We start from the raw sequence: 23,634 nt of genomic DNA, 5'->3' as shown, positions 1-23,634 counted from the left end.
TCACTCACCGTCCTGCGATCTTGTTGATGCGGTCGATCGCCTTCTCGAAGCCGCGCGTCAGGTCGTCGAAGACCGCCTGGACACTGCGCTCCTCGTTCATCCGCCCCACGATCTGCCCCACGGGCGTGCCGAGCAGGGGCTCCACCTCGTACTTCTGGATCCGGGACACGGCCTCGGCGACGAGCAGGCCCTGGAGGGGCATCGGCAGGGTGCCGGGGCCCGCCGGGTCGTCCCACGCGTCCGTCCACTCGGTGCGCAGCTGGCGCGCGGGCTTCCCGGTCAGCGCGCGCGAGCGCACTGTGTCGCCGGAGCCCGCGGCGAGCAGCTTGCGGGTGACGGCGGGCGAGTGCATGTCGGCCTCCGTCGTCGTCAGCCACACGGAGCCCAGCCACACCCCCTGCGCGCCGAGCGCGAGCGCGGCCGCGACCTGCTGCCCGCTGCCGATGCCGCCCGCGGCCAGGACCGGCAGCGGGTCGACGGCCTCCACGGCCTCTGGGGTGAGCACCATGGAGGCGATCTCGCCGGTGTGTCCTCCGGCCTCGTAGCCCTGCGCGACGACGACGTCGATGCCCGCCTCGGCGTGCTTTCGGGCGTGCCGGGCGCTGCCGGCGAGCGCGGCGACGAGGATGTCGTGCTCGTGCGCGCGGGCGATGACGTCTGCGGGCGGCGATCCGAGCGCGTTGGCGAGGAGTTTGATCGGGTAGTCGAAGGCGACGTCGAGTTGGCTGCGGGCGACCTTCTCCATCCAGCCGGTGATGCGCCAGCCGGACGCCTCGCCCTCGGCGAGTTCCGGGACGCCGTACTTGGCGAGGGTCTCCTGGACGAACTGCCGGTGCTCCGGCGGGATCATCGCCTCGATGTCGGCCTCGGTGACGCCCTCGACCTTCTTCGCGGGCATGACGACGTCGAGCCCGTAGGGCCGGCCCTCCACATGCTCGTCCAGCCAGTCGAGATCGCGTTTGAGTTCGTCGGGTGCCGCGTAGCGGACCGCACCGAGCACGCCGAAGCCTCCGGCCCTGCTGATGGCCGCGGCCACCGCAGGGAACGGCGTGAAGCCGAAGACGGCGTGCTCGATCCCCAGTTTCTTGCTCAGCTCCGTCTGCATGCGCGCAGGATGCCGCAGCGCGGCGGACGACGGAAGAGGTTTTCTGATGCGGCGTCAGATTCTTCACCGGCCGGTCATGACGCGCAGGTGGCGCACGGGTGTTGACACGAGGCAGCGCTGACAGAGAAGTTTCATCCGTCGCACGAGATCACGAAAGATACTTTCAGGAGGCCTTCCATGGGCTCAGCGGAAGCAGACAGATCGTCGGCCGGCCTGACCAGGCGCCACCTGGGCGCGGCCACGCTGGCGTTGGGCGGCGCGATCGCCCTCGCCCCGTTCCCGGCGGGCCCCGCCGTGGCGGCCGCCGACGCGCCGTCGCGCCCCACCCTGCGCCGCGGCTCCCCCGAGCGCGCGGGGCTGCTCGCCGGCCATCTGCGGCAACTGGTCGTGGACGCCGAGAAGTTCCTCGGCCCCTCGCCCAAGCACCCCTGGTACGCGGGCGCGGTGCTGCTCGCGGGGCGCGGCGGCACGGTAGCGCTGCACCAGCCGATCGGCAAGGCGGTGCGCTACTCCCACTACGACGACAAGACGGACACGGGGATCGAGTTCCCGGCGGACCAGCAGATCGACATGGCCGACGACACGGTCTTCGACCTCGCCTCGATCTCCAAGCTGTTCACCTCCATCCTCGCGGTGCAGGAGATGGAGCGCGGCGCGCTCGAACTCGAGGCGAAGGTCGTCACGTACCTGCCCGAGTTCACCGGCGGCGGCAAGCAGGACGTCACGATCCGCCAGCTCCTCACCCACACCTCCGGGTTCAGGCCCTTCCTGGCCTTCTACAAGGAGTCCGAGCACGACGCGCAGCTCGCCCTCCTGTGGAAGGAGGCGCTGCTCAACCCGGCGGGCACCACCTACCTGTACTCGGACCTCAACCTCATCACGCTCCAGCTCGTCATCGAGAAGCTCGCCGGCAAGCCCTTGGACGTGCTGCTCCCCGAGCGGATCACGGGGCCGCTCGGCATGACCCGCACCCGCTACAACCCGCCCGCCTCCTGGAAGCCCAAGGTCGCGGCCACCGAGGACGCCCGCGCGCCCTGGTCGGGCCTGGACCGGGGCCTGGTGTGGGGTGAGGTGCACGACGAGAACGCGTACGCGTTCGGCGGCGTCGCGGGCCACGCGGGCGTCTTCTCCTGCGCCTGGGACATGGCGGTGCTCGGCCGGGCGCTGCTCAACGGCGGGATCTACGGCAAGGCAAGGATCCTGTCCCAGAAGTCCGTGGACCTGATGTTCACCAACTTCAACACGGACTTCCCCGGCGACGAGCACGGCCTCGGCTTCGAGCTCTACCAGCACTGGTACATGGGCGCGATGGCGACGCCGCGCACGGCGGGCCACACCGGGTTCACCGGTACCTCGCTCGTGCTCGACCCGACGACCGACTCCTTCCTCATCGTGCTCGGCAACTCGGTACACCCCGTGCGCAGTTGGCGATCCGGTTCCGCTCCCCGGGTCGCCGCGGGCAACAACATGGCGCGCGCGGTCGCCGTCCGCCCCAAGCACGGCCGCACCGCCTGGTACTCCGGCATGGCGAGCGCCACGTCGGCGACGCTGACACTGCCGGATCTGCGTCTCGCCTCGGACGGGGCGCGCCTCGCCTGCGACCTGTGGTGGGACACGGAGCCGCACTCCGACTTCCTGTTCCTGGAGACGTCGACGGACGGCGGCAAGAACTGGAAGCCGCTGCCGTTCACCACCGGCCGCTCCGACGCCCACCCGTCCGGTGCGGTCGACGGCTACGCCGACCGCACCTGGCACCGCCTCACCGCCGACCTGGGCCCCTTCGCCACGGCGCGGCTCCGGCTCCGCTGGCGCTACGCGACGGACCAGCTGTACGTCGGCCGGGGCGCCTACGTCGACGGCATCCGCGTCCTCGACGGGGACGAGGTGGCGTTCGACGACGCACGCCCGGCGGACGCGTCCCGCATCGAGGCGAAGGGATGGACGGCGTCCCGGGACTAGGGCCTGCCGTTTGGATCAGGCCGGGCTCGCGGGGCCCGGCACGCACGCTCGCGGCGTTGTCGTCGGTCGACGACGCTCCGCGTCGACTCCCTCCTCCGCCTTGCGATCGCACGCACCGGACCCCGCTCCCTGATCCGGCCCGATCCAAACGACAGACCCTAACGTCTACGCGCGTGCGGCCGGGGTCAGTGGCCGAGCACCGCCATCGCGGCGTTGTGCCCCGGAATCCCGCTGACCCCGCCGCCGCGCACGGCGCCCGCCCCGCACAGCAGGACGTTCGCGTGACCGGTCTCCACACCCCAACGGCCGGTGCTTTCCGAGGCGTACGGGAACGAGAGCTCCCGGTGGAAGATGTTGCCGCCGGGCAGCCGCAGGTCCCTCTCCAGGTCGAGCGGGGTCTTCGCCTCGATGCACGGCCGGCCGTCCGCGTCCTCGGCGAGGCAGTCCTCGATCGGTTCGGCGAGGTGGGCGTCGAGCTGGGCGAGCGTGGCCTTCAGGAGGTCCGCGCGGGCCGTGTCGTTGTCGGCGGTGAAGAGCCGGGCCGGGGTGTGCAGGCCGAACAGGGTGAGCGTCTGGTAGCCGCGTTCGACGAGGTCCGGGGCGAGGATCGTCGGGTCGGTCAGCGAGTGGCAGTAGATCTCGGAGGGCGGTGCGCCGGGCAGGGTGCCCGCGGCGGCCTCGGCGTGCGCCGTGGCCAACTGGCCGTATCCCTCGGCGACATGGAAGGTTCCGGCGAACGCCTCGCGCGGGTCGACGGAGGTGTCCTTGAGGCGCGGCAGTCGCTTCAGCAGCATGTTGACCTTGAGCTGGGCGCCCTCCGCGGGGGCCGGCGGGGTGTCGCCGGTGAGCCGCGCGAGGTCCTGCGGTGAGGCGTTCACGAGGACGTTGCGGGCGGCGACGGTGCCCTCGGAGTCGGCCGTCCTGTACGTGACCTCGGCCTCGGTGCCGTCCGTCTCGATCCGGGTCACCTCGTGCCCGGTGACCAGGTGCGCACCCGCCAAGCGGGCCGCGGCGGCGAGCGCGTCCGTGAGCGCGCCCATGCCGCCGACGGGGACGTCCCAGTCGCCCGTGCCGTTGCCGATCACGTGGTAGAGGAAGCAGCGGTTCTGGGCGAGGGAGGTGTCGTGGGCGTCGGCGAAGGTGCCGATCAGGGCGTCGGTGAGGACGACGCCGCGCACCAGGTCGTCCGTGAAGTGCTCCTCGATGCCGACGCCGATGGGGTCCTCGAACAGCAGCCGCCAGGCATCCTCGTCACCGACGCGCTCACGCAGGGCGTCCCTCGAAGGGAGCGGCTCGGTGAGCGTCGGGAAGACCCGTTCGGCGACGCGCCGAGTCGTCTCGTAGAAGCGGGTCCACGCCTCGTACTCCCGCTCACCACCCGTGAGTTCGCGGAACGCGGCGCGGGTGCGCGCCTCCCCGCCACCGACGAGCAGCCCCGTCGGCCGCCCGTCGCGGACGGTCGGGGTGTACGAGGAGACGTCGCGGGTCGCGGTCGCGAAGCGCAGCCCCAGGTCGGCCACGATCTTCTTGGGCAGCAGGCTGACGAGGTACGAGTAGCGGGAGAGGCGGGCGTCGACGCCGGGGAACGGGCGGGTGGAGACGGCGGCCCCGCCGGTGGTGCCGAGGCGTTCGACGACGGCGACGGACTGTCCTGCGCGGGCCAGATAGGCGGCGGCCACCAGGCCGTTGTGGCCGCCGCCGACGATGACCGTGTCGTAGCGGGCGCGGAGATCATGTGCGGGCATGGCCCTTGGTAACACGGGCCGCGCACGGCGGACCAGAGGGCGGGCCCACGGTCACGCGCGTGGTGCGCCCTGTTGGCGCAGCGCCGCCACTCTTCGGTAGAGGGCGACGGCGTCCGCCGTGCGGCCGAGCTGCTCCAGGCAGTGCGCCTCGTCGTTGCGGCTGGCGAGGGTGCTGGCGTGGGCCTCGCCGAGGACGCGCTCGCGGGCGGTGGACACCGCGCGGTACTCGCCGAGTGCGTCCTGCCAGCGTCCGAGCCAGCCCAGACCGACGGCGACCTCGCGGCGGCTGACGAGCGTGTCCGGATGGTCGGGGCCGAGCACCCGCCCGCGGATCGCGCACACGTCGCGGGCCTCCGACAGGGCCTCCTCCCAGCGGGCCAGCCGCCCGAGGTTCACCCCGAGCCCGTGCCGGGCGCGCAGCGTCTCGGGGTGCTGCGGCCCGCTGACCCGCGTACGGTCGTCGATCAGGTCGCGGTAGAGCGTCAGGGCCTCGGCGCTGCGGCCGAGGCGGCCGAGGCTGATGCCCACCTCGTAGCGGACGGAGAGGGTGTCCGGGTGGTCGCCGCCGAGGGCCCGCGCCCTGGCCCGGGCGACCTCCTGATACGTCGCGAGGGCCTCGCTCCACCGCCCCAACTGGCCCAGTGCGTAGCCAACTTCGCAGCGTGTGACGAGCGTGTCGGGGTGGTCGGCGCCGAGCACACGTCCGCGCGCATCGGCCACCTCCTCCGCCATCCGGTACGAGTCCTCCAGGCGGCCGAGCCTGCTGAGGTTGAAGGCGAGGTTGTGGCGGCAGCGCAGCGTGTCCGGGTGCTCGGGCCCCATGGCCCGCTCACGGGCGGCGAGGACGGTGCTGTACACCTGGTGCGCCTCGAAGTGCCGACCCAACTTCCCCAGGACGTAGGCGACTTCCTGCCGCGCCCCGAGTGTGTCGGGATGCTCCGGGCCCAGCACCCGCTCGCGCCCCTCGACGACGCCGCGGTACTCGCGCAGCGCGTCGGCGGCCCGCCCGGTGCGGCTGAGGGTGAAGGCGACCTCGTAGCGGCTGGCGAGGGTGTCGGGGTGGTCGGGGCCGAGGGCGTGCTCCCGCTCGGCGGCGACCGAGCGGTGCACCTCGCCCGCCTCGGCCCAGCGCTCGAGCCGGCCGAGGCTGAGCCCCGCGTTGTGCCGGGAGACGAGAGTGGCGAGCAGTTCCGGGTCAGGGGCGGTGCGCCTGGCCGCCTCCGGCAGCGCGGGGGTGTGGTCTGTGTCGCGTGGGATCCACTCACCGGAGAGCCCGGCCGCGGTGTCCGGGGGTGTGACGCGCGGGCCGGTGCCCCCGGCGGCCTTGTGTCCTGTGGTCATGCCGCGGGTCCAGGAGGGCAGCCGGGGCTCGCGCGACGCGGGCTGCTCCCGTACGGGCTGCTGCGGCAGTTCCGGCTGTTCGCGCACGGGAGCGTCCGGGCGCGGCTCGATCTGCGGCGCCCGCACCGTCGGCACGTACGTACCGGGCCCGGGCCGCGCGCCTTGCGTGATCCGGCGCTCCAACTCCCGCGCGTCACGCGGCCGTTCCTCGGGGTCCTTCGCGAGCAGGTCCAGGATGATCCGGTCGAGATAGTCGGGCAGCTCGGGCCGGTGCCCGCGCGGCGCCTCGGGCGCGGTGTCGCGGTGCCCGACGAGCACGGACCACGCGTCCTCGAGGTCGAACGGCGGGGCGCCCGTGGCGATTTCGTAGAGCACGCATCCCAGCGAGTACAGGTCGCTGCGCTCGTCGACCTGGTCGCCGCCGATCTGCTCGGGCGACATGTAGTGCGGGGTCCCCATGGCGATGCCGGTGCCGGTGAGGCGTGCGGTGAACCCGATGTCGTGGCCGAGCCGGGCGATGCCGAAGTCGCAGATCTTGGCGGTGCCGTCGCCGAGCCGCATGATGTTCGCGGGCTTCAGATCGCGGTGCACGACGCCCTGTTCATGGGTGTAGGCGAGGGCGGCGGCCACCTGCTCGGCCATGTCGACGATGTCGCCCACGGGCAGCGGGTGGTGCCGATTGTCGTCGAGGAGCTGGCTGAGGTTCTTCCCGTCGAGCAGCTCCATGACGAGATAGAGAATGCCCTCGTACTCGCCGAAGTCGTGCACGACCGTGATGCCCCGGTGCTGGAGCGCGGCGGCGACCCGCGCCTCCCTGCGGAAGCGCTCCCGCAGGATGCGGGTGAAGCTCTGGTCGCGCTCGGGCCCGAGCGGCTTGAGGCACTTCACCGCGACGTGCCGGCCGAGCGCCTCGTCGCGCGCCCGCCAGACCTCGCCCATACCGCCCCGGCCGATCAGGTCGAGCAGCTGATACCGCCCGTGGATCAGCCTGACATCCCGCGTCTCCCCCACCCCTGGCATCTCCCGCCGTCGCCCCCGTCGCGTCGCTACGCCCTCCCCGGCCCGTCCAGTATGGCTTCCCCTCTGTCGACTTTGTACGGGGCAGGACGGGCGTCCACACCGAGTCTCCCCATGGCCCGCAGGATGTGTTTGGGCGGCAGTTGCCAGCGCACACGGGCGGGAATCAGGCGCAGCGCGGTGCCCGTGGCGCGCAGCCGGCGCGTGACGGCGCGCGGTTCAGGGGCCTGTCTGCCGTACAACTCATGGGCGTACGGCGGCAGGGAGGCGTACGCGAGGTTGGCCACGCGCCGCCACAGAACTTCGCGCGCGGGGATCAGCAGCAGGCGGGTGGGCGGCCGCTGCAGGAAGTCGTCGACGTCGCGCGCCTCGGGCCCGGCGGCCAGCTCGGGACGTACGGACTCGAAGTACGCCGCCAACTCCGCCTGGCTGCCCGGAACCTTCGCCGGGTCGAGGCCGACGAGCCGGGCGCTGGTGCGGTGCTCGGCAATGTACCGGTCGGCCTGCGCCTCGGTGAGGCGGAAACCGGAGCGGCGCGCGACGTGCAGATAGGAGTCGATCTCGGCACAGTGCACCCACAGCAGCAACCCGGGTTCGTCGACGCCGTAGCGCTCCCCCGTGTCCGGGTCGGTCGCCCCCAGGTGGCTGTGGATCCGCCGCACGCGCGCACCGGCCTTCTCTGCGGCCTCGCTCGTCCCGTACGTCGTCGTGCCGACGAAGCCCGCGGTCCGCATCAGCCGGCCCCATGCGTCGCGCCGGAAGTCGGAGTTCTGCATGACGCCGCGCACGGCGCGTGGGTGCAGCGCCTGGAAGTACAGGGCGCGCACGCCCGCGACCCACATCATGGGGTCGGCGTGCAGCTGCCAGGTCACCGAGTCGGGGCCGAAGAGCCCGGGGTCCGCTTCGCTCATGTCGCACAGCACCTCCTGTGCGCAGCGTACGCACCCGCTTCCGGTCGGCGGACCGTCCCGGCCTCCCGTCAGTGGACCGTTCCGGTGGCGAACGCGGGTACGGGGGCGGGCACCAGCGGCAGCAGTACGTCCAGGGCGGCCTGGCAGGCGGCCACGATGCGCGCGTTCTCCTCGGTGTCACGGACCGCGATCCGCACGGTCCGGCCCTCGTACGCCGTCGACAGCGGTGACAGGTCGCACAGGTACACGCCGTGGCGGCGGCACTCGGCGACGAGCCGTGCGGCAGACGGTCCGCCGTGCGGCAGGGTCACGTTGAGGAAGTTCGCCACGCCGTCCTGCACGCTCACCCCCTCCCCCAGCTCGGCGAGTTCGGCGGCCAGTCGCGAGCGCAGGGCGTGGGTGCGCAGCCAGTGGTCGGTGTAGTACGCGGGCTCGCGCAGGGCGGCGACGGCGGCGAGTTGGGCGGGCAGGCCGACGGGCCAGGGCGGTGTCCAGCGGCGCAGCCGGGCGGCGGTGTCGGGGGCGGCAACCAGGTAGGCGGCCCGGACGCCGGAGAGCGCGTACATCTTGGACAGGGAGCTGCAGACGACGACGCGCGGGTCCGTCGCGGCGAGCGGGGCGAGCGATTCGGCGGGGTCGACGTAGCCGAGGTAGGCCTCGTCGATCCACCACCGGGTGCGCCCGGACGTGGCGGCGATCGCCCGGCGCAGGTCGGCGGCCGGGAGATGGACCCCCGTGGGGTTGTTCGGGTTGACGATCACGACGAGGTCGTAGCGGCCGGAGCCGACGGCCGCGGTGAGCCGGTCGGTGTCGATGCGCCAGCCGTCCTCGCGGCGCAGCCGGAACCGGTCGGCGCGGCAGCCGATGACCTGCTCGGTGACGTGGGCGTACTCGCCGTAGCCCGGGTCCATGAGGAGGACGCGGCTGCTCGGGGCCAGCCACTGGCCGAACGCCCGGAAGATCAGGTCGGAGGAGCCCGCACCGACCGCGAGCGCCTCGGCGGGCAGGCCCCTGCTCTCGGCGATCCGGGCCACGAGTCCCTCGGCGGCGGCCGGCGGAGAGGTGCGGGCGATCCAGCCCGGATCGTCGGTGAGCGCCGCCCGTACGCCGGGAGCCGGCGGGAACCAGGCGTCCAGCACGTCGGCCGCGACGATCTGCTGCCTGCGGTGCAGGGTGCGGAAGTCCGTGCCGATGGCCGTGAAGGAGTCGCCGCCGTGTTCGCAGCCGTCGGGGCGGGCGTCGAAGGGCGTGTCGAGCCGCCAGTCCGCGGCGTCCCGCAGCCGTGCGAGCAGGCGGTGGTGCCGGGTGCGGGCGGCGCGGGTCAGTTCGCGTACGTCGCCGGTCAGCACCTCGAAGGTCCGGGCGCCGCTGCGCACGGTGCGGCCGACGGCTCGCAGCCCGGTGGCGAGGTACATGTCCAGCAGGTCGCTGCGGCCCATGGCGACGATCCGGCGGCCGCCGCGCGCGGCGATCCAGCGCAGTGCCGCGTACATCAGCAGGGGCGCCGCCGCGGTGGTCCGTGCGCGGGGCTCGACGGTGAGGATGCGCACCTCGAACACGTCGGGGTCGGCGAGGAGCGGCAGTTCGTCGCGGGTCAGGTACTTGTCGAGGCCGTAGCGGCCGGCCCAGGGCGGGGTGAGGCTGACGAAACCGGCCCGGTCGTCGCCGCGCGCGGCGACCAAGTACACGTTGTCGCCGTCGAGTCCGTCGCGCAGCCGGCCGTCCGGGGTCGGGGCGTGCTGGCCCAACTCCTGGGCGTACACCCGGAGTCGGAGCTCGTGGATCCAGTCCAGGTCCTCGGGTGTGGCGGCGCGCAGTTGCAGTGGACGGCTCATGGCTCCCTCGTTCCGAACGGCGTGGGGGGGGCGGTCACATCGTGCGCGCCGGGAGGCGGCGGACGGCAGGGCTGCCGTGCGCAGTGCGTCTGAGTACGGATACTCAGGCGCGCCCGCCGCCCGGCGCACCCAGGACCGCCGAGGAACTCGATCACGGGCTGCTTCGTCCTGTTGAGCAGGGACAACGGGCGAGCGGGCGGGGCGACATGAGTGAGCGGGCCGGCGGGACGACGACTTCCACGGGCGGTGCGGGCGGCAGACGCCCGCTCTGGCGTCGCGGCCGGGTGCTCGCGGCGCTCGCCGTCGTGACCGCGCTCGTGCTGCTCTTCCACCGGCAGGTTCCGAACACGCCGGGGCGTCTTGGGAGCCTGGTGGAGTCGTTCCTGCCGTGGTTCTGGGTGCCGCTGGTCGTCATGTTCGGGCTGGGGCTGCTGCGCAGCGCGCCGCTCGCGCTGCTGGCCCTGCTGCTGCCGACGGCGGTCTGGGCCCATCAATGCGGCGTATTGCTGCCCGAGCCCCGGTCCGACGGGCACGACCTCGTCGTCGTGCAGCACAACGTCAGTGACGAGAACACCGACCCGCAGGGCACGGCGCGCGACCTGTCCGGGCCGTCCCCCGATCTCATCGCCCTGGAAGAGCTACTGCCGAAGGCCCGCGGAGTGTACGAGCGCGGTCTCGCCGCGAGCCATCCGCACCACGCGGTGGTCGGCACCGTCGGGCTCTGGTCGAAGTACCCGCTCACCGGCGTCCGGGCCGCGGACATCAAGCCCGCCGGGATCAAGGAGCCGTGGAACCGCGGCCTGCGCGCGGTCGTCGAGGCCCCGCAGCGCGACATCGCCGTGTACGTCGCCCACCTGCCCTCGATACGGATCGGCGCGAGCGGCCTGGCGTCGCAGTGGCGGGACGAGAGCGCCCGCAGGCTCGGCGCGGAGGTCACCGCCGAGAAGACGGACACGGTCCTCGTCCTCGGCGACTTCAACGCAACGGTGGACGACCGCGGCCTCGCCCCACTGACCTCCCAACTGGACGTGCCGGACCGTGGGTTCGCCTTCAGCTATCCCGCCGCGTTCCCCGTGGCCCGGATCGACCAGATCATGGCCCGCTCGGCGAACGTCGGCCGCATCCGCACCCTGCCCGGGACCGGCAGCGACCACCTTCCCGTGCTCGCCCGGATCGCCCTGGAGGATCCGGTCAGCGCCGCACCCTCGGCATCCCCAGACCGATCCACGAGATGATCTCCCGCTGGATCTCGTTGTTCCCGCCGCCGAACGTGAAGATGACCGCCGACCGGTAGCCGCGCTCCAGCTCCCCGTGCAGGACGGTGCCCGCGCTGCCCTCCTTGAGCGCGCCCGCCGCGCCCACCACCTCCATCAGCCAGGCGTACGCGTCCCTGCGGGCCTCGGAGCCGTAGACCTTGACGGCGGAGGCGTCCTGCGGGAGGAGGGTGCCCTGCTGAACGGCGTTCACCATCTGCCAGTTGAGGAGCTTCATCGCGTCGAGCTTGGTGTGGGTCTGGGCGAGGCGCTTCCTGACCCATCCGAGGTCGATGACGCGGCGGCCGTCGGCGAGCTTCGTCTCCATGGCCCAGCGCTGCACGTCGTGCAGGGCGCGGATCGCCATGGTGCCGTGCGCGGCCAGCGTGACGCGTTCGTGGTTGAGCTGGTTGGTGATCAGCCGCCAGCCCTTGTTCTCGTCGCCCACCCGGCGGGAGACCGGGACGCGGATGTTCTCGTAGTAGCTGGCCGTCGTGTCGTGCGAGGCAAGGGTGTTGATGACGGTGCAGGAGTAGCCGGGGTCGCTCGTCGGGACGAGGAGCATGGTGATGCCCTTGTGCGGGGGCGCGTCCGGGTCGGTGCGGACGGCGAGCCAGACCCAGTCGGCGGTGTCCCCGTTGGTCGTCCAGATCTTCTGGCCGTTGACGACATAGTCGTCGCCGTCCCTGACCGCACGGGTCTTGAGCGCCGCCAAGTCGGTGCCCGCGTCCGGTTCGCTGTAGCCGATCGCGAAGTCGAGCTCGCCGGAGAGGATCTTCGGAAGGAAGAACTCCTTCTGCTCGTCCGTGCCGAACTGCATGATCGTCGGGCCGACGGTGTTCAACGCCATCAGCGGCAGCGGCACGCCCGCCTGGGCCGCCTCGTCGAAGAAGATGAACTGTTCCATCGGGGACAGGCCACGGCCGCCGTACTCCTTCGGCCAGCCCACGCCGAGCCACCCGTCACCGCCGAGCCTGCGGACCGTCTCCCGGTAGAACCGCTTCTGCGCGGCCGGGTCCTCGTAGCGCGCGTACGCGTTCTCGGGGACGAGCTCGGCGAAGTACGCGCGCAGCTCGGTGCGCAACTGCTGCTGCTCAGGCGTGTATTCGAGGTGCACGGCCCCTCCTGGCGTTCGACTGCGTGGTCCGGGAGCCGGCTTGCGCCAGCCTGACGGCGCACACAGTAGAACGCGTTCCAGAAATAGGGAATGCCGTGGACCGCGGGAACTGATGGAACGTCAGCCGAGGGTCGCGAGGAAGTCCGTGCAGGCCCGCGCGCAGGCCCGGCACTGTTCGGCGCAGTCGGCCGCGTCGCGCGTGCGGTCGCAGGCGTGCGCGCACTCCAGGGTGACGGCCCGGCACCACTCGACCTGGAGCCGGATCCCGTACTCGTCCTGGTGCGCCTCCTCCGAAAGCAGTCGGCAGGTCGCGTCGCACACCTCGACGCTGAGCAGCAGTGCGCGCCGCAGTCCGAGCGGCGCGTCGGCCTGTTCGGGGCCCTCGTCCGGGACCGGACGTACGGGCCCGTGCACATGCGGGGCGGCGGGGCCGAGGTCGGTGGAGCTGACCAGCAGGGCGCAGGAGCGCGCGCACTCCGTGCACGACTGCGCGCAGGCGAAGCGGTCCTCGAGGAAACGGACGAGGTCGTCCTTGGGTGGTTCGATCATCAGGCCACGGTCGGCGCCCGTGGGGGCCTCGGCGTATGGATGCGGATACTTCGCCAGGGAGGTCACCGGCCCGGCTCCTTTCCAGGGGACGTACGGCTTCGGTGCGAGTAGCCGGATCGACGGGCGTGAAACCGGTCACCGGGGGACTCAGGCCACCCGGTACTCCTCCACCTCCTCGCTTCGCAGGAGCAGGCCGTTGCCCGGGCCGTTCTGGCCGGGGCGGACCGTGCCGCCCGAGGGGTCCAGGACGCCTGCGAAGAACATGGACTCGATGCGGACGTGGTCATGGAACCACTCGGCGTGGCGGAGGTTCGGGATCGCCGCCGCCACGTCCGCGTGGGCGTGCGGGGCGCAGTGGGCCGAGACCTCAAGGCCGTGGGCGTGCGCGAGGGAGGCGGCGCGGAGGAATTCGGTGATGCCTCCGCAGCGGGTCACGTCGACCTGGAGGCAGTCGACGGCGCCCGCGGCGATCATGCGGGCGAAGTACGGGACGTCGTAGCCGTATTCGCCGGCGGTGACGTCGCAGACGAGGGCGTCGCGGACGAGGCGGAGGCCTGTGAGGTCGTCGGAGGAGACAGGTTCCTCGAACCATCCGACGCCGTGGGGGACGAGCGCCTCGCCGACGCGGATCGCCTGTTTGCGGTTGTAGCCGCCGCCCGCGTCGACGTACAACTCGGCGTCCCCGCCGATGACTTTGCGGGCGCTGCGGACCCTTTGGAGGTCGCGGGGCACCGACCGGCCGCAGGCCTCGCCGATCCTTATCTTGACCTGGGGGATGTGCTGCCCGTGCACCCAGCCGCTGAGCTGGGCTGCCAGGTGACTGTCGTGGTACGTGGTGAAGCCGCCGCTGCCGTAGACGGGGACGGTGTCCCGTGCCGCACCGAGGAGGCGGACGAGCGGGAGGTCCATGAGGCGGGCCTTGAGGTCCCACAGGGCGAGGTCGACGGCGGAGATCGCGCAGGACGCGATGCCGGGCCTGCCCGCGTTGCGGATGCCCTGGCACTGCGCCACGTGGGCGGCGGGGATGTCGAAGGCGTCGCGTCCCTCGACGAGCCCGGCGAGTTGGTGGCGGACGACGTCGGCGGCGGCCGGTGGCGCGTACGTCCAGCCGACGCCGGTGAGGCCGCCGGCCCTGGCCTCGACGAAGACGATCGTCGTGCTGTCCCAGGCGAGGGTGGCATCGGCTTCGGGGGCGTCGGTGGGCACCGTGTAGGCGCTGACGTCGAGGCGTTCGACGGGGAGGCAGGTGCTCGGGGACTTCGGGGTGTCGGTCATCATCGTCGTCGGCCGCGCCTCACCCTGCCGAGCCGCTGGTCGCGGGTCCGGGCGTGGCGTCCTTGAGCTGCGGCAGCACCTTCGTCCGGTAGAAGTCGAAGAACTCCTGCTGGTCCGGGCCGATCTGGTTGACGTAGACCCGGTCGAAGCCGGCCCGGGCGAAGGCGTCGAGGGCGCCCACGTGCTCGTCGACGTCGGGGCCGCAGGGCAGCGCGCCATCGACCATCTGCTCGGTGACGAGGGTCTCGGCCTGCTCGAAGTGGCGCGGCGTGGGCAGGACTTGGCCGAGTTCGCCGGGCAGCAGCTGGTTGGCCCACAGCCCGTGCACCCGGCGCACGGCCTCCGCCCGGTCGGGCCCATAGCAGACCTTGAGGCCGCCGGCGACGGGCTTCGCACCGCCTCCGCCCTTACGGAACTGGGTGACCAGCGCCTCGTCGGGGCTCATGGTGATGTAGCCGTCGCCGACGCGGGCGGCGAGCGCCGTGGCCTGCGGGCCGAAGCCGGAGATGTCGATGGGCACCGGGCCTTCGGGCAGCGTGTAGATGCGGGCGTTCTCCACCGTGTAGTGCTCGCCGCGGTGGGTGACCTCGCCGCCGTCGAGGAGCCTGCGGATGATCGCGACGGCCTCTTCGAGCATCTCCATGCGCACGTGCGCGGAGGGCCAGGGTCCGCCGAGGATGTGCTCGTTGAGCGCCTCCCCGGTGCCGACACCGAAGCGGAAGCGCCCCTCCAACTGCACCGCGCTGGTGGCGACGGCCTGGGCGAGGACGGCGGGGTGGATACGGACGGTGGGGCAGGTGACCGCGGTCTCCACGGGCAGCGACACGGCCTCCGCGAGAGCGCCGATCACGTTCCAGACAAAGGGGCTCTGGCCCTGGGCGTCGTTCCACGGGTGGTAATGGTCGGAGATCCACAGGCAGTCGAAGCCCGCCTGTTCCGCCATTCGGGCCTGTTCGACGAGCTCGCGCGGCCCGAATTCCTCCGACGCCAGAAAGTAGCCGTACTCGGGCATGCCGCCCTCCCGGGGGTGTGGTTTGTGCCAGGCCTTCCGGGTAACCCCGGCCCCCGCCGGGAAACCCGCCGTGACATCACACAAGTGCCGTCCGGACCGGCATTTCGCGGATCATTCCCGCCGGTCCTGACGGCACTTCAAAGGTTTCGTTCCGGGGTTTATCGGTACCTGGTCCGGTTACTCACCACCGGTACCATCGTGACCTCGATCCACTCGCCGACGTACTGCGCATCACGAATCCGAGCAGCCACACGACCAGCACGGCAATCGCCACCCACCACAGCAGTTTCACGGCGAATCCCGCACCGAAAAGCAACAGCGCGAGCAACAGAACCAGCAGAACAGGAATCACGGTAAATACCTCCTCGAGGCGCCGAGTTCCCGAGAATTCCCCCCGTACTCCACTCCCCCGTCTGCGAGTTGACGTGACCGCGAAGAATTCCAAGGAAGACGACCGGCGGACCCGGATCACCGTTCTTGTGGCGCTCGCCGCCAATCTGCTGATCGCCGTGGCCAAGGCCGTGGGCGGTCTCATCGCCGCGTCGCCCGCGCTGCTCTCGGAGGCGGCGCACTCGGTGGCCGACAGCCTCAACGAGGTGTTCCTGCTGGCCGCACTGCGCCGCAGCCGCCGGCCCGCCGACCACAGGCATCCGTTCGGGTACGGCAAGGAGCGGTTCTTCTGGTCGCTGCTCGCCGCCGTCGGCATCTTCGTGATGGGCGGCTGCTTCTCGTTCTTCCAGGCGTTCGAGGCGCTGACGTCGGGCGGCCAGGAGGAGTCCCGCAGCGGGTACGTCGCCGGGCTCGCGGTCCTCGGGGTGGCGCTGCTCGCCGAGGGCAGCTCCCTGATCCGGGCCGTGCACCAGGTGCGCACCCAGCCGGGCGAGGGCATCGGCTCCGACCCCGCGCTCCGCACGGTCCTCGCCGAGGACGGCACGGCGGTGATCGGTGTGCTCCTCGCGGCGGGCGGGATGGTGCTGCACATGGTGACGGGGCGGATCGAGTGGGAGGCGGCCGCCTCGTTCTCCATCGGCCTGCTGCTCGTGTACGTGGCGTACCGGCTCGGCAGGAGCGCCCGCGACCAGTTGATCGGCGAGGCAGGCGACCCCGAGCTGCACCGCGGCATCCGTGAACTCCTCGCCGCGCAGCCCGAGATCGACAATGTGGCCGAGCTGCACACGATGCAGCTGGGCACGGACTCGACGCTGGTCGCGGCGCGGATCGATCTCGCGCCCGGCATCGAGAGCGAGCGCCTGGAGCTGGTCCTCGAACGCATCAAGCGGGCGGTCGGAGACCGCTGGCCCGAGGCCGACCAGGTGTTCCTGGACGTGGTGGACGCGCCGAAGCCGGTACGTGAGGGGTGACCGGGGGGCGGGTCAGATCACGCGGAACAGATCGGCGGCCGCATGCACGTCGGTGAAGTCCTCCACCGAGCGGAGGTTGTCGCACAGCGCGTCCAGGACGGAGTCGCTCTCGGCGGCGCGCGGCGCGCCGACGGCCACGCCGAAGACGCGGAAGCCCAGGCGGTGCTTGGCCGCGTTCCAGCCGCGCATCCACTCCTCGGTGACGCCGCAGTCGTCGTCGGTGAGGAGCACGATGTCGCCGCGGGCGCGGGCGGCGTCGTCGAACTCCCGCTCAAGGACGTCGCGGGCGGCGCCCAGCGGCGCCTGGTAGCTGGTGCCGCCGCCGAGGAAGGTCTCCGCGAACTCCAGGGTCGTCTCCAGCGCCGCCGGCCGGTCGGCGGGGAAGCGGAAGACGCGGACCTTGTCGGCGGCGGAGAACACGATGCCGACGAAGTCCCGCCCGCCGGCGCGGGCCTGGTCGAGCAGCGCGAGCGCGCACGCCTTCGCCCACACCTCACGGGTGACTCCGCCGGGCCCCGCCTCGTACATGGAGTGCGAGGTGTCGACGCAGGCGATGACGGCGCCGCGTCCGGTGGGCTGCTCGCCCCGGCTGTCGTAGAGCATCAGCTCGCCGGCGGCGTACCGGGCGGCGAACACCGCGCGCAGGGCGGGCACGCCGAGTCCGGCGAGTTCGGAGGGGACGACGCGGGACAGGTCGTCGCCGAGGGTGACGCCGACGAGTTCCCCGGTGGTGTTCTCCACCTTGCGGGCGCGTTCGCCCGCGGCCATCTGCCGGAAACGGCCGATGAGTTCGGCCCACTCGGCGAGCCGCCCGGTACGCAGCCGCTCGGCGAGCCGGGCGCGCTCCTCGAACGGCAGCCGCTCCAGCTCGCCGGGCCCGACACCCCAGGCCCGCATCAGGGAGGCCTCCTGGCGTACGGCGCGGGATGCCTGCGCGGCGGCGCTGCGGGCTGCGGCACGGACGCCGGGAGAGCCTGGGGAACCCGGGGCGCCTGGAGTGCCTACAGCCGCCTCGACGGCATCCTTGCCGTCGCGTCCGGCGGCCTCTCCCGTGCGCTCCTGCGCTTCCCGCTCCAACAGCCCCCGCAGCGCGGGCCCCTGCGCCAGTAGGGCCATGGCCGCGGCGTACGGGTCGCCGGCGGTGTCCCGGCGCAGCTCCGCGAACTCCGGCGAGTCCACGAGCGCGCTCACGAACTCGTGGTTCACGAGCCGCGAGCGCGCCATGTCCGTGCGTTCGCGCACCTGCACGCGCGTCTTGTACGCGGCCAGGAACACATCGACGAGCAGATCCTCCGCGCACTCGTGGCGCGCGCCGAGTTCCACCGCCAACTCCCTTACTCCGGCGGCCTGTTCATATGTATCGCGCCATGTCATCCGGTCGAACCGGTCCGCCGCGACGGCCGCGCGGGCGGGCTCCGGCGCGTTCAGGGCCGGTCCCGCACCATGTTGGCGTCCACGCCGAGTGCCTCGGTGAGGATGCGGGCGCGGACGGCACGCTGGCGTCCCGTGACCCGGTCGATGGCGGCGGTGGAGCGGCCCGCGCCCGCCGCCTCCGCGCGGAGCTTCTCCAGGCGCTGCCCGGCCGTGGCGAGCTGGTGGTGGGCCTTCTTGATGACCCAGTCGCTCAGCGCCTCGCGGGACTGCCCGGCCATGGAGTCGAGTTGGGTCTCCAGCTCCTCGATGGTGTCTGCCAGGTCGAGCGCTTCCTTGGCGTCGGGGTTGACCAGGTGCAGCACCTCGCGCTCGACGGTCGGGCGCTGGGCGGGCGAGTCCCACAGGACGTGGGTGAGCACCGACAGGTCGGTCTCGGCGACTTCCGGGCGGCCGTCGAGGTACGCGGAGGCCTGGAGCAGGCCCACCGCCTGCCGCCAGCGGCGGTCGGACGCGACGAGTTCCTTGCGGCGCAGCGCGGCCCGCAGTGTGCACACGGCGTCGACGATGGCGTCGGGGACATCCACGGCGGGGACGGTTTCGGTCACGGCCCGCTGAAGGTCGGCCAGTTGGACGGTAGTGCGTGGCGGGGCCTCCGAGCGGCCGCCGACGGCGGAGCGGACGAGGGCGGCGAAGTTCGAGGGGTCCTCGAGGTAGCCGACCTCGATCCGTACGAGGAGCCGGTCGTAGATCGCGGCGGTGTCCTCGCCTTCGGGCAGTTCGTTGCTGGCCGTGATGGCGCCGATCAGCGGGCAGTGGATCGGCGCGCCGCCGTTCTCGGGGTGGTAGATCCGCTCGTTGAGGTAGCCGAGTGTCTCGTTGAGGGCGGCGGTGGAGCACTTGAAGATCTCGTCGATGAACGCGATGTGCGCGGTCGTGGCCCGGCCGTCGTAGACCTGCCGGTACTCGCCGCGGGCCAGGGCGGCGACGTCGATGGGCCCGAACATCCTGGTGGGCCCGGTGAACTTGGACAGCAGGATCTCCCAGTACGCCGCCCCCTCGACCCGGCCGGTGAGCTCGCGGGCCAGCTCGGACTTGGCCGTGCCGGGCGGCCCGAGCACCAGGGAGTGCTGCCCGGCGAGCAGCGCCGTCACCAGGGTCCGTACGACGTCGGCGCGTTCGTAGAAGCGCTCCGACAGCTCGTCGCAGATGGCGCGCAACCGCCCGGCCGTGTCGTCCCGCTCGGCCGTGTCGTCCCGCTCCCCCAGCGCGTCCCGCGCGTCCACTGCCGCTCCCCTGCCCGCAAGGCCCCACCGATCCGTCTCAGGTCGGACCCCAAAATACGTCAGTGGCCGCGCTTGCCGACGCCCGGCATGAACTCCTGCACCTTCGCCTTGAAGCCCTGCTTGACCACGTCCGTGCTCTGCGGGTCACCCTTGAGGATCGCCTCCGCCGTGGACTCCATCTGCTCCCACGTCGCGTGCGGCGGGATCGGCGGCACGGACGGGTCGGTGCGGAAGTCGACGACGGCGGGCCCGTCGGCGGCGAGGGCCGCGCTCCAGGCGTCGGCGACCGCGTCGGGCTTCTCCACGCGGATGCCGGTGAGCCCCAACTGCCGTGCGAACGCGGCGTAGTCGACGTCGGGAAGCTCCTGCGAGGGCACGAAGGACGGCGCGCCGCCCATGGCGCGCAGCTCCCACGTCACCTGGTTGAGGTCCCGGTTGTTGAACACGCCGACGACGAACCGCTGATCGGTCCAGCGGTGCCGGTACTTGGCGGCGGTGATGAGTTCGGCGAGCCCGTTCATCTGCATCGCGCCGTCGCCGACGAGCGCGACGACGGGCCGGTCGGGATGGGCGTACTTGGCGCCGATCGCGTACGGGACGCCGCAGCCCATCGTGGCGAGGGTGCCGGACAGGGAGCCGCGCATCGTGCCGCGCATGGTGATGTGGCGGGCGTACCAGTTGGCGGCGGAGCCGGAGTCCGAGGTGAGGATCGCGTTGTCCGGGAGCAGCGGGTCGAGGGCGCGGGCGACGTGTTCCGGGTTGATCGGGTCGGCGCTCAACTCGGCGCGGCGGTCCATGACGTCGTGCCAGCGCCGGATGCTCGCGCAAGTCTCGTCGAACCAGTCGCGGGCCTCGTTGCGGCGCAGCAGCGGCAGCAGCCGGCGGAGGGTGGCGCGGGCGTCGCCGACGAGGTTCACCTCGTACGGGTAGCGCATGCCGATCATGTGCGGGTCGATGTCGATCTGCACGCCGCGCGCCTTGCCGTAGTCGGGCAGGAACTGCGCGTACGGGAAGCTGGAGCCGATGGTGAGGAGGGTGTCGCAGTCCCGCATCAGCTCGTAGGAGGGGCGGGTGCCGAGCAGGCCCGACGCCCCTGTCACGTAGGGGAGTTCGTCGGAGAGCACGTCCTTGCCGAGCAGCGCCTTGGCGACTCCGGCGCCGAGGAGTTCGGCGACCTCGCACACCTCGTCCTTCGCGCCCGCCGCGCCCTGGCCGACGAGGATGGCCACCTTGTCGCCCGCGTTGAGCACCTCGGCGGCCCGTTCCACCGCGTCCTGCGCGGGCTCGGCGGTCCACGAGCTGCGGTCGAGGCTGGAGGGCACCATCTTGAACGCGTGCGGGGGCGGGGTGTGGTCGAGTTCCTGCACGTCCCCCGGGATGATCACGGCGGTGGGGGCGCGCCGCGCGTATGCGGTGCGGATGGCCCGGTCCAGGACGTTGGGCAGCTGCTCGGGGACGTTGACGGTCTCCACGAAGTCGGAGGCGACGTCCTTGTACAGCGTGTGCAGGTCGACCTCCTGCTGGTACGAGCCGCCCATGGCGCTGCGGGCGGTCTGGCCGACGATGGCGACGACCGGTACGTGGTCGAGCTTGGCGTCGTACAGGCCGTTCAGGAGGTGGATCGAGCCGGGTCCTGACGTGGCGACGCAGACGCCGAGGCGGCCGCTGAACTTCGCGTAGCCGACCGCTTCGAAGGCGGCCATCTCCTCGTGCCGCGCCTGGACGAACTCGGGCCGGTTGTCGGCGCGGCCCCAGGCGGCGAGCAGGCCGTTGATGCCGTCGCCCGGGTAGCCGAAGACCTGTTCCACGCCCCAGGCGCGCAGCCGGTCGAGGACGTGATCGGCGACCTTGGTGCTCATGCCGGGACCTTTCGCTTCGAGGAACGCTGCCGGAGGCCGGGTGACCAGTCGGGGACCGGGGAAACCCGGTTGGCACCGCCCTCACGGGGTACTCGGCGCCCCGACGCGCCACGGGGGTGCGACGGAGGAGGAGACATGAGCCTGGTGCGGGCTGGAGTGCTGGTCCTGGACTGTGCGGAACCCGAGGAACTGGCCGAGTTCTACCGGGAGTTGCTGGGCGGCGAGATCGAGGCACTGCCGGGCAGCAACCGCATCGACATCGTCGGCGAGCAGGGCATGCGGATGGCCTTCCGCCGCGACCTGAACGCCGCCCCGCCCAGCTGGCCGCGCCCCGACGACTCGCAGCAGGCCCATCTCGACTTCCTGGTGGACAAGGAGAACCTCGACGAGGTGGAGCGCCGGCTCATCGGCCTGGGCGCCCGCCCGCTGGAGACCCGCGGTGCGCGCGGCCCGAACGAGATGCGTATGTACTCCGACCCGGCCGGGCATCCGTTCGCGACGCACTGCGCCCGGCACCCGGCGCCGAAGACCGGCTGAGCCGGCCGCCGGGAAGGCTCACGGCGCGGCCCCGAACGGGGCGTCTACAGAACCGTCTACAGCCGAACTCGACCGAATTCCATCGGATATCGGTCGGAGAGGGATCCGATCATGAACACAAAGGAGCGCGCCCCGCACCCCGCAGAGACCAAGCGCGAGGTCAAGGGCAGGATCCGCACCTGCAGGCCCGCGCGGCGCGACGGACGCGAGTCCTCCGGCGGCGCGAACGACCGCGACACGGACTGGAATCTGGTGCGCGGAGAGGACTGAGCGACCTCTTCCCTCCCGTTGATTCCGGCATATGCTGTCGGTGCCGACGAGGGGAGGCGCCCCGCGATGCCCACCGCTGCACGGCCGAGGATTCTCGTCGTCGACGACCGGGACGACACTCTTTTCGCGATGGAGAGTGCGCTGGCCCCGCTCGGCTATCCGATCGTCCGGGCCCAGACCGGGGACGACGCGCTCAAGGCCGTGCTGCGCGGCGGCATCGGCCTGGTCCTGCTCGACGTGCTGATGCCCGACGTCGGCGGCTTCGAGGTCGCGCACTACATGACGCGCCTCGAACAGACGCAGGACATACCGATCATGCTGATCACCGGCGCGGGCCAGGACACCAAGCTCGCCGCCAGGGCCTTCGAGCTCGGCGTCGCCGACTACGTGGTGAAGCCGATCGAGCCATGGATGATGCGGACGAAGGTCCGCTATTTGTACGAGACGAGCCTGCGCATGAACGCGTTGCGCGAGCGACTTCGGACGTATGAGAACGGCGACGCCAAAAAGTCCGCGCCACCGGCGCACGCCGCCGCGGGCCGCCCCCTGTCACGCCCCGCCTGACCTGCCACTTCACTGCCGGGTGGCCATGGTCACACCGGCTCGGGGACTTTCGACCCCCTCCATGGTTGTAGAGTACAACTGCACCAAGAGTTGTAAAAGCCAACCGATTCGACCGTGGAGGTCCTGCTCATGAGCGGCACGCGCGAACCTGCGCTGCGCCACGTTCTGACGCATCTGCTCACCCCGCTCCTGATGTGCGTCGGCATGGGCCTCGCCTATCTCGGCGCCTTCGCCTCGCCCGAGCCGCACCATCTGCCGATCGCCGTCGTCGGCTCGGGCCCGGAGGCGAAGGTCTTCGCGCAGACGGTGAAGGACAAGGCGGGCGACGCGCTCGACGTCCGCACGCTCGCCTCCCGTTCCACCGCGGTCGACCAGCTCGAGACCCGGGACATCGACGGCGCCTACGTACTCGGCGACAAGCCCGAGCTCGTCGTGGCCTCGGCCGGCTCCGACACCACCGTCTCCGTCGTCCAGAAGATCTTCACGCCGGTCGCGGCCGAGCAGGGCGCACCCCTGAAGGTGACCGACGTGGTGCCCTCGGTGGACGACGACCCGACGGGTCAGGGCCTGTTCTTCCTGCTCGTGGCGGTCAGCATCGGCTCGTACGCCTCGGTCGCGGTGATCGGCGGCGCGGGCGGCGTGCTGCGGATGCGCACCCGCGCGCTGCTCGTCGTCGGAGCGTCGGGCGTGGTCAGCCTGATCGGCGCGGCGTTCGCAGGCCCCGTCTTCCACCTGGCGCACACCCACCTGTGGGGCCTGTGGGGCATGACGTGGCTGTACTCGGCGGGCGTCCTGCTGATCGGCGTGGGACTGCACACGTTCCTGAAGAAGTGGACGACGCTCGGCGTGATGGTGCTGTTCGTGATGCTGAACTTCACCAGCTCCGGCGGGATCTTCCGCCCCGAGCTGCAGGACGGCTTCTTCGCGAGCCTGCACAGCTTCTGGAACGGCGCGGGGTACGTCGAGGGCGCCCGCAGCCTCCTGTACTTCGGGCAGCACGATCTGGCCCGCAACATCTGGACGCTCGTGGCCTGGCTGCTCGTGGGAGCGGCCATGATCACGGTGGCGGGCCTCGCCGAGCGCCGGCGCGGCACCCCGGCCGCCGTCGAGTCGGCCCCCGCGCACAAGCACAAGCGGGAGGCCGTGCGCGACCAGGAGCAGGAAGAGGAGATGGAGGAGGCCGTCGGCGTCTGAGGCGCACTCCCCCACCCCGCATACGGCGAGGGCCCCGCTGGAGCAGCGGGGCCCTCGCCGTATGCGTTACGTG

At 71.9% G+C, this 23,634-nt stretch carries 20 protein-coding genes; 7 read left to right on the top strand and 13 right to left on the bottom strand.

Annotated elements, in window-relative coordinates:
• Positions 1-4: 4 nt before the first annotated feature.
• Entirely contained in the window at positions 5-1,105 is a 1,101-nt protein-coding gene (locus tag ACYSUO_RS13435) for a nitronate monooxygenase (RefSeq protein WP_461776298.1), read from the bottom strand.
• Between the two features lie 177 nt (positions 1,106-1,282).
• Here ACYSUO_RS13435 and ACYSUO_RS13430 point away from each other — a divergent pair, with 177 nt between their 5' ends.
• Complete coding sequence (locus tag ACYSUO_RS13430) at positions 1,283-3,064, top strand: serine hydrolase domain-containing protein (protein ID WP_461776297.1); 1,782 nt, start codon at positions 1,283-1,285, stop codon at positions 3,062-3,064.
• Positions 3,065-3,249: 185 nt separating this feature from the next.
• Here the strand turns inward: ACYSUO_RS13430 and ACYSUO_RS13425 are convergent, their stop codons facing one another.
• From ACYSUO_RS13425 to ACYSUO_RS13410, 4 genes are all read right to left on the bottom strand, one after another.
• Positions 3,250-4,809 (bottom strand): phytoene desaturase family protein, encoded by a 1,560-nt coding sequence (locus ACYSUO_RS13425; RefSeq protein WP_461776296.1) that lies wholly within the window; start codon positions 4,807-4,809, stop codon positions 3,250-3,252.
• A 51-nt stretch (positions 4,810-4,860) separates the two neighbouring features.
• Positions 4,861-7,170, bottom strand: coding sequence for a serine/threonine-protein kinase (locus ACYSUO_RS13420; protein WP_461776295.1), 2,310 nt, complete (start codon positions 7,168-7,170; stop codon positions 4,861-4,863).
• Positions 7,171-7,196: 26 nt separating this feature from the next.
• Positions 7,197-8,078 carry an oxygenase MpaB family protein gene (locus tag ACYSUO_RS13415; RefSeq protein WP_461776294.1) on the bottom strand — a complete coding sequence of 294 codons (882 nt, stop codon included), beginning with the start codon at positions 8,076-8,078 and terminating at the stop codon, positions 7,197-7,199.
• Between the two features lie 68 nt (positions 8,079-8,146).
• Positions 8,147-9,913 carry an aminotransferase class I/II-fold pyridoxal phosphate-dependent enzyme gene (locus ACYSUO_RS13410; protein WP_461776293.1) on the bottom strand — a complete coding sequence of 589 codons (1,767 nt, stop codon included), beginning with the start codon at positions 9,911-9,913 and terminating at the stop codon, positions 8,147-8,149.
• A gap of 206 nt (positions 9,914-10,119) precedes the next feature.
• On the opposite strand from ACYSUO_RS13410, the gene ACYSUO_RS13405 reads away from it, so the two are divergent.
• Complete coding sequence (locus ACYSUO_RS13405) at positions 10,120-11,148, top strand: endonuclease/exonuclease/phosphatase family protein (protein WP_461776292.1); 1,029 nt, start codon at positions 10,120-10,122, stop codon at positions 11,146-11,148.
• Here ACYSUO_RS13405 and ACYSUO_RS13400 read toward each other — a convergent pair.
• The 5 genes from ACYSUO_RS13400 to ACYSUO_RS13380 all read right to left on the bottom strand — a co-directional run bounded on the left by ACYSUO_RS13400 (position 11,105) and on the right by ACYSUO_RS13380 (position 15,471).
• Complete coding sequence (locus tag ACYSUO_RS13400) at positions 11,105-12,283, bottom strand: acyl-CoA dehydrogenase family protein (protein ID WP_461776291.1); 1,179 nt, start codon at positions 12,281-12,283, stop codon at positions 11,105-11,107. The genes ACYSUO_RS13405 and ACYSUO_RS13400 overlap by 44 nt on opposite strands.
• 120 nt (positions 12,284-12,403) lie before the next feature.
• A complete protein-coding gene (locus tag ACYSUO_RS13395; protein ID WP_461776515.1) occupies positions 12,404-12,832 on the bottom strand; it encodes a ferredoxin in 429 nt (142 codons plus the stop codon).
• A 147-nt stretch (positions 12,833-12,979) separates the two neighbouring features.
• Positions 12,980-14,110: an enolase C-terminal domain-like protein gene (locus ACYSUO_RS13390; RefSeq protein WP_461776290.1), complete on the bottom strand. Its 1,131-nt coding sequence runs from the start codon at positions 14,108-14,110 to the stop codon at positions 12,980-12,982.
• 16 nt (positions 14,111-14,126) lie between these two features.
• Positions 14,127-15,119 carry an LLM class F420-dependent oxidoreductase gene (locus ACYSUO_RS13385; RefSeq protein WP_461776289.1) on the bottom strand — a complete coding sequence of 331 codons (993 nt, stop codon included), beginning with the start codon at positions 15,117-15,119 and terminating at the stop codon, positions 14,127-14,129.
• A 181-nt stretch (positions 15,120-15,300) separates the two neighbouring features.
• Positions 15,301-15,471 carry a hydrophobic protein gene (locus ACYSUO_RS13380; protein ID WP_425825199.1) on the bottom strand — a complete coding sequence of 57 codons (171 nt, stop codon included), beginning with the start codon at positions 15,469-15,471 and terminating at the stop codon, positions 15,301-15,303.
• 73 nt (positions 15,472-15,544) lie between these two features.
• On the opposite strand from ACYSUO_RS13380, the gene ACYSUO_RS13375 reads away from it, so the two are divergent.
• Complete coding sequence (locus ACYSUO_RS13375) at positions 15,545-16,480, top strand: cation diffusion facilitator family transporter (RefSeq protein WP_461776288.1); 936 nt, start codon at positions 15,545-15,547, stop codon at positions 16,478-16,480.
• 12 nt (positions 16,481-16,492) lie between these two features.
• Here ACYSUO_RS13375 and ACYSUO_RS13370 read toward each other — a convergent pair whose 3' ends face one another.
• The 3 genes from ACYSUO_RS13370 to ACYSUO_RS13360 are packed head-to-tail and all read right to left on the bottom strand — an operon-like array spanning position 16,493 to position 20,996.
• The gene (locus ACYSUO_RS13370) at positions 16,493-17,908 is read right to left on the bottom strand and encodes a VWA domain-containing protein (protein ID WP_461776514.1); all 1,416 of its coding nucleotides are present in this window, start codon (positions 17,906-17,908) and stop codon (positions 16,493-16,495) included.
• Positions 17,905-19,137: an AAA family ATPase gene (locus ACYSUO_RS13365; RefSeq protein ID WP_461776287.1), complete on the bottom strand. Its 1,233-nt coding sequence runs from the start codon at positions 19,135-19,137 to the stop codon at positions 17,905-17,907. The genes ACYSUO_RS13370 and ACYSUO_RS13365 overlap by 4 nt, the downstream gene beginning before the upstream one ends.
• Positions 19,138-19,196: 59 nt before the next feature.
• Positions 19,197-20,996 (bottom strand): thiamine pyrophosphate-requiring protein, encoded by a 1,800-nt coding sequence (locus tag ACYSUO_RS13360; protein WP_461776286.1) that lies wholly within the window; start codon positions 20,994-20,996, stop codon positions 19,197-19,199.
• A 135-nt stretch (positions 20,997-21,131) separates the two neighbouring features.
• Between ACYSUO_RS13360 and ACYSUO_RS13355 the strand changes: the two genes are divergently transcribed.
• From ACYSUO_RS13355 to ACYSUO_RS13340, 4 genes are all read left to right on the top strand, one after another.
• Positions 21,132-21,533 (top strand): VOC family protein, encoded by a 402-nt coding sequence (locus ACYSUO_RS13355; protein WP_461776285.1) that lies wholly within the window; start codon positions 21,132-21,134, stop codon positions 21,531-21,533.
• A 111-nt stretch (positions 21,534-21,644) separates the two neighbouring features.
• Positions 21,645-21,803, top strand: coding sequence for a hypothetical protein (locus ACYSUO_RS13350; RefSeq protein WP_461776284.1), 159 nt, complete (start codon positions 21,645-21,647; stop codon positions 21,801-21,803).
• A 66-nt stretch (positions 21,804-21,869) separates the two neighbouring features.
• On the top strand, positions 21,870-22,367 hold the full coding sequence (locus ACYSUO_RS13345; protein ID WP_461776283.1) for a response regulator: 498 nt from the start codon (positions 21,870-21,872) through the stop codon (positions 22,365-22,367).
• A gap of 129 nt (positions 22,368-22,496) precedes the next feature.
• Positions 22,497-23,561, top strand: coding sequence for an ABC-2 transporter permease (locus ACYSUO_RS13340; RefSeq protein WP_461776282.1), 1,065 nt, complete (start codon positions 22,497-22,499; stop codon positions 23,559-23,561).
• Positions 23,562-23,634: the final 73 nt, after the last annotated feature.

The organism is Streptomyces sp. UC4497 (assembly GCF_054871485.1).
Note: the sequence above shows the minus strand (reverse complement) of the source record. Positions and strands in the feature narration are given on the sequence as shown.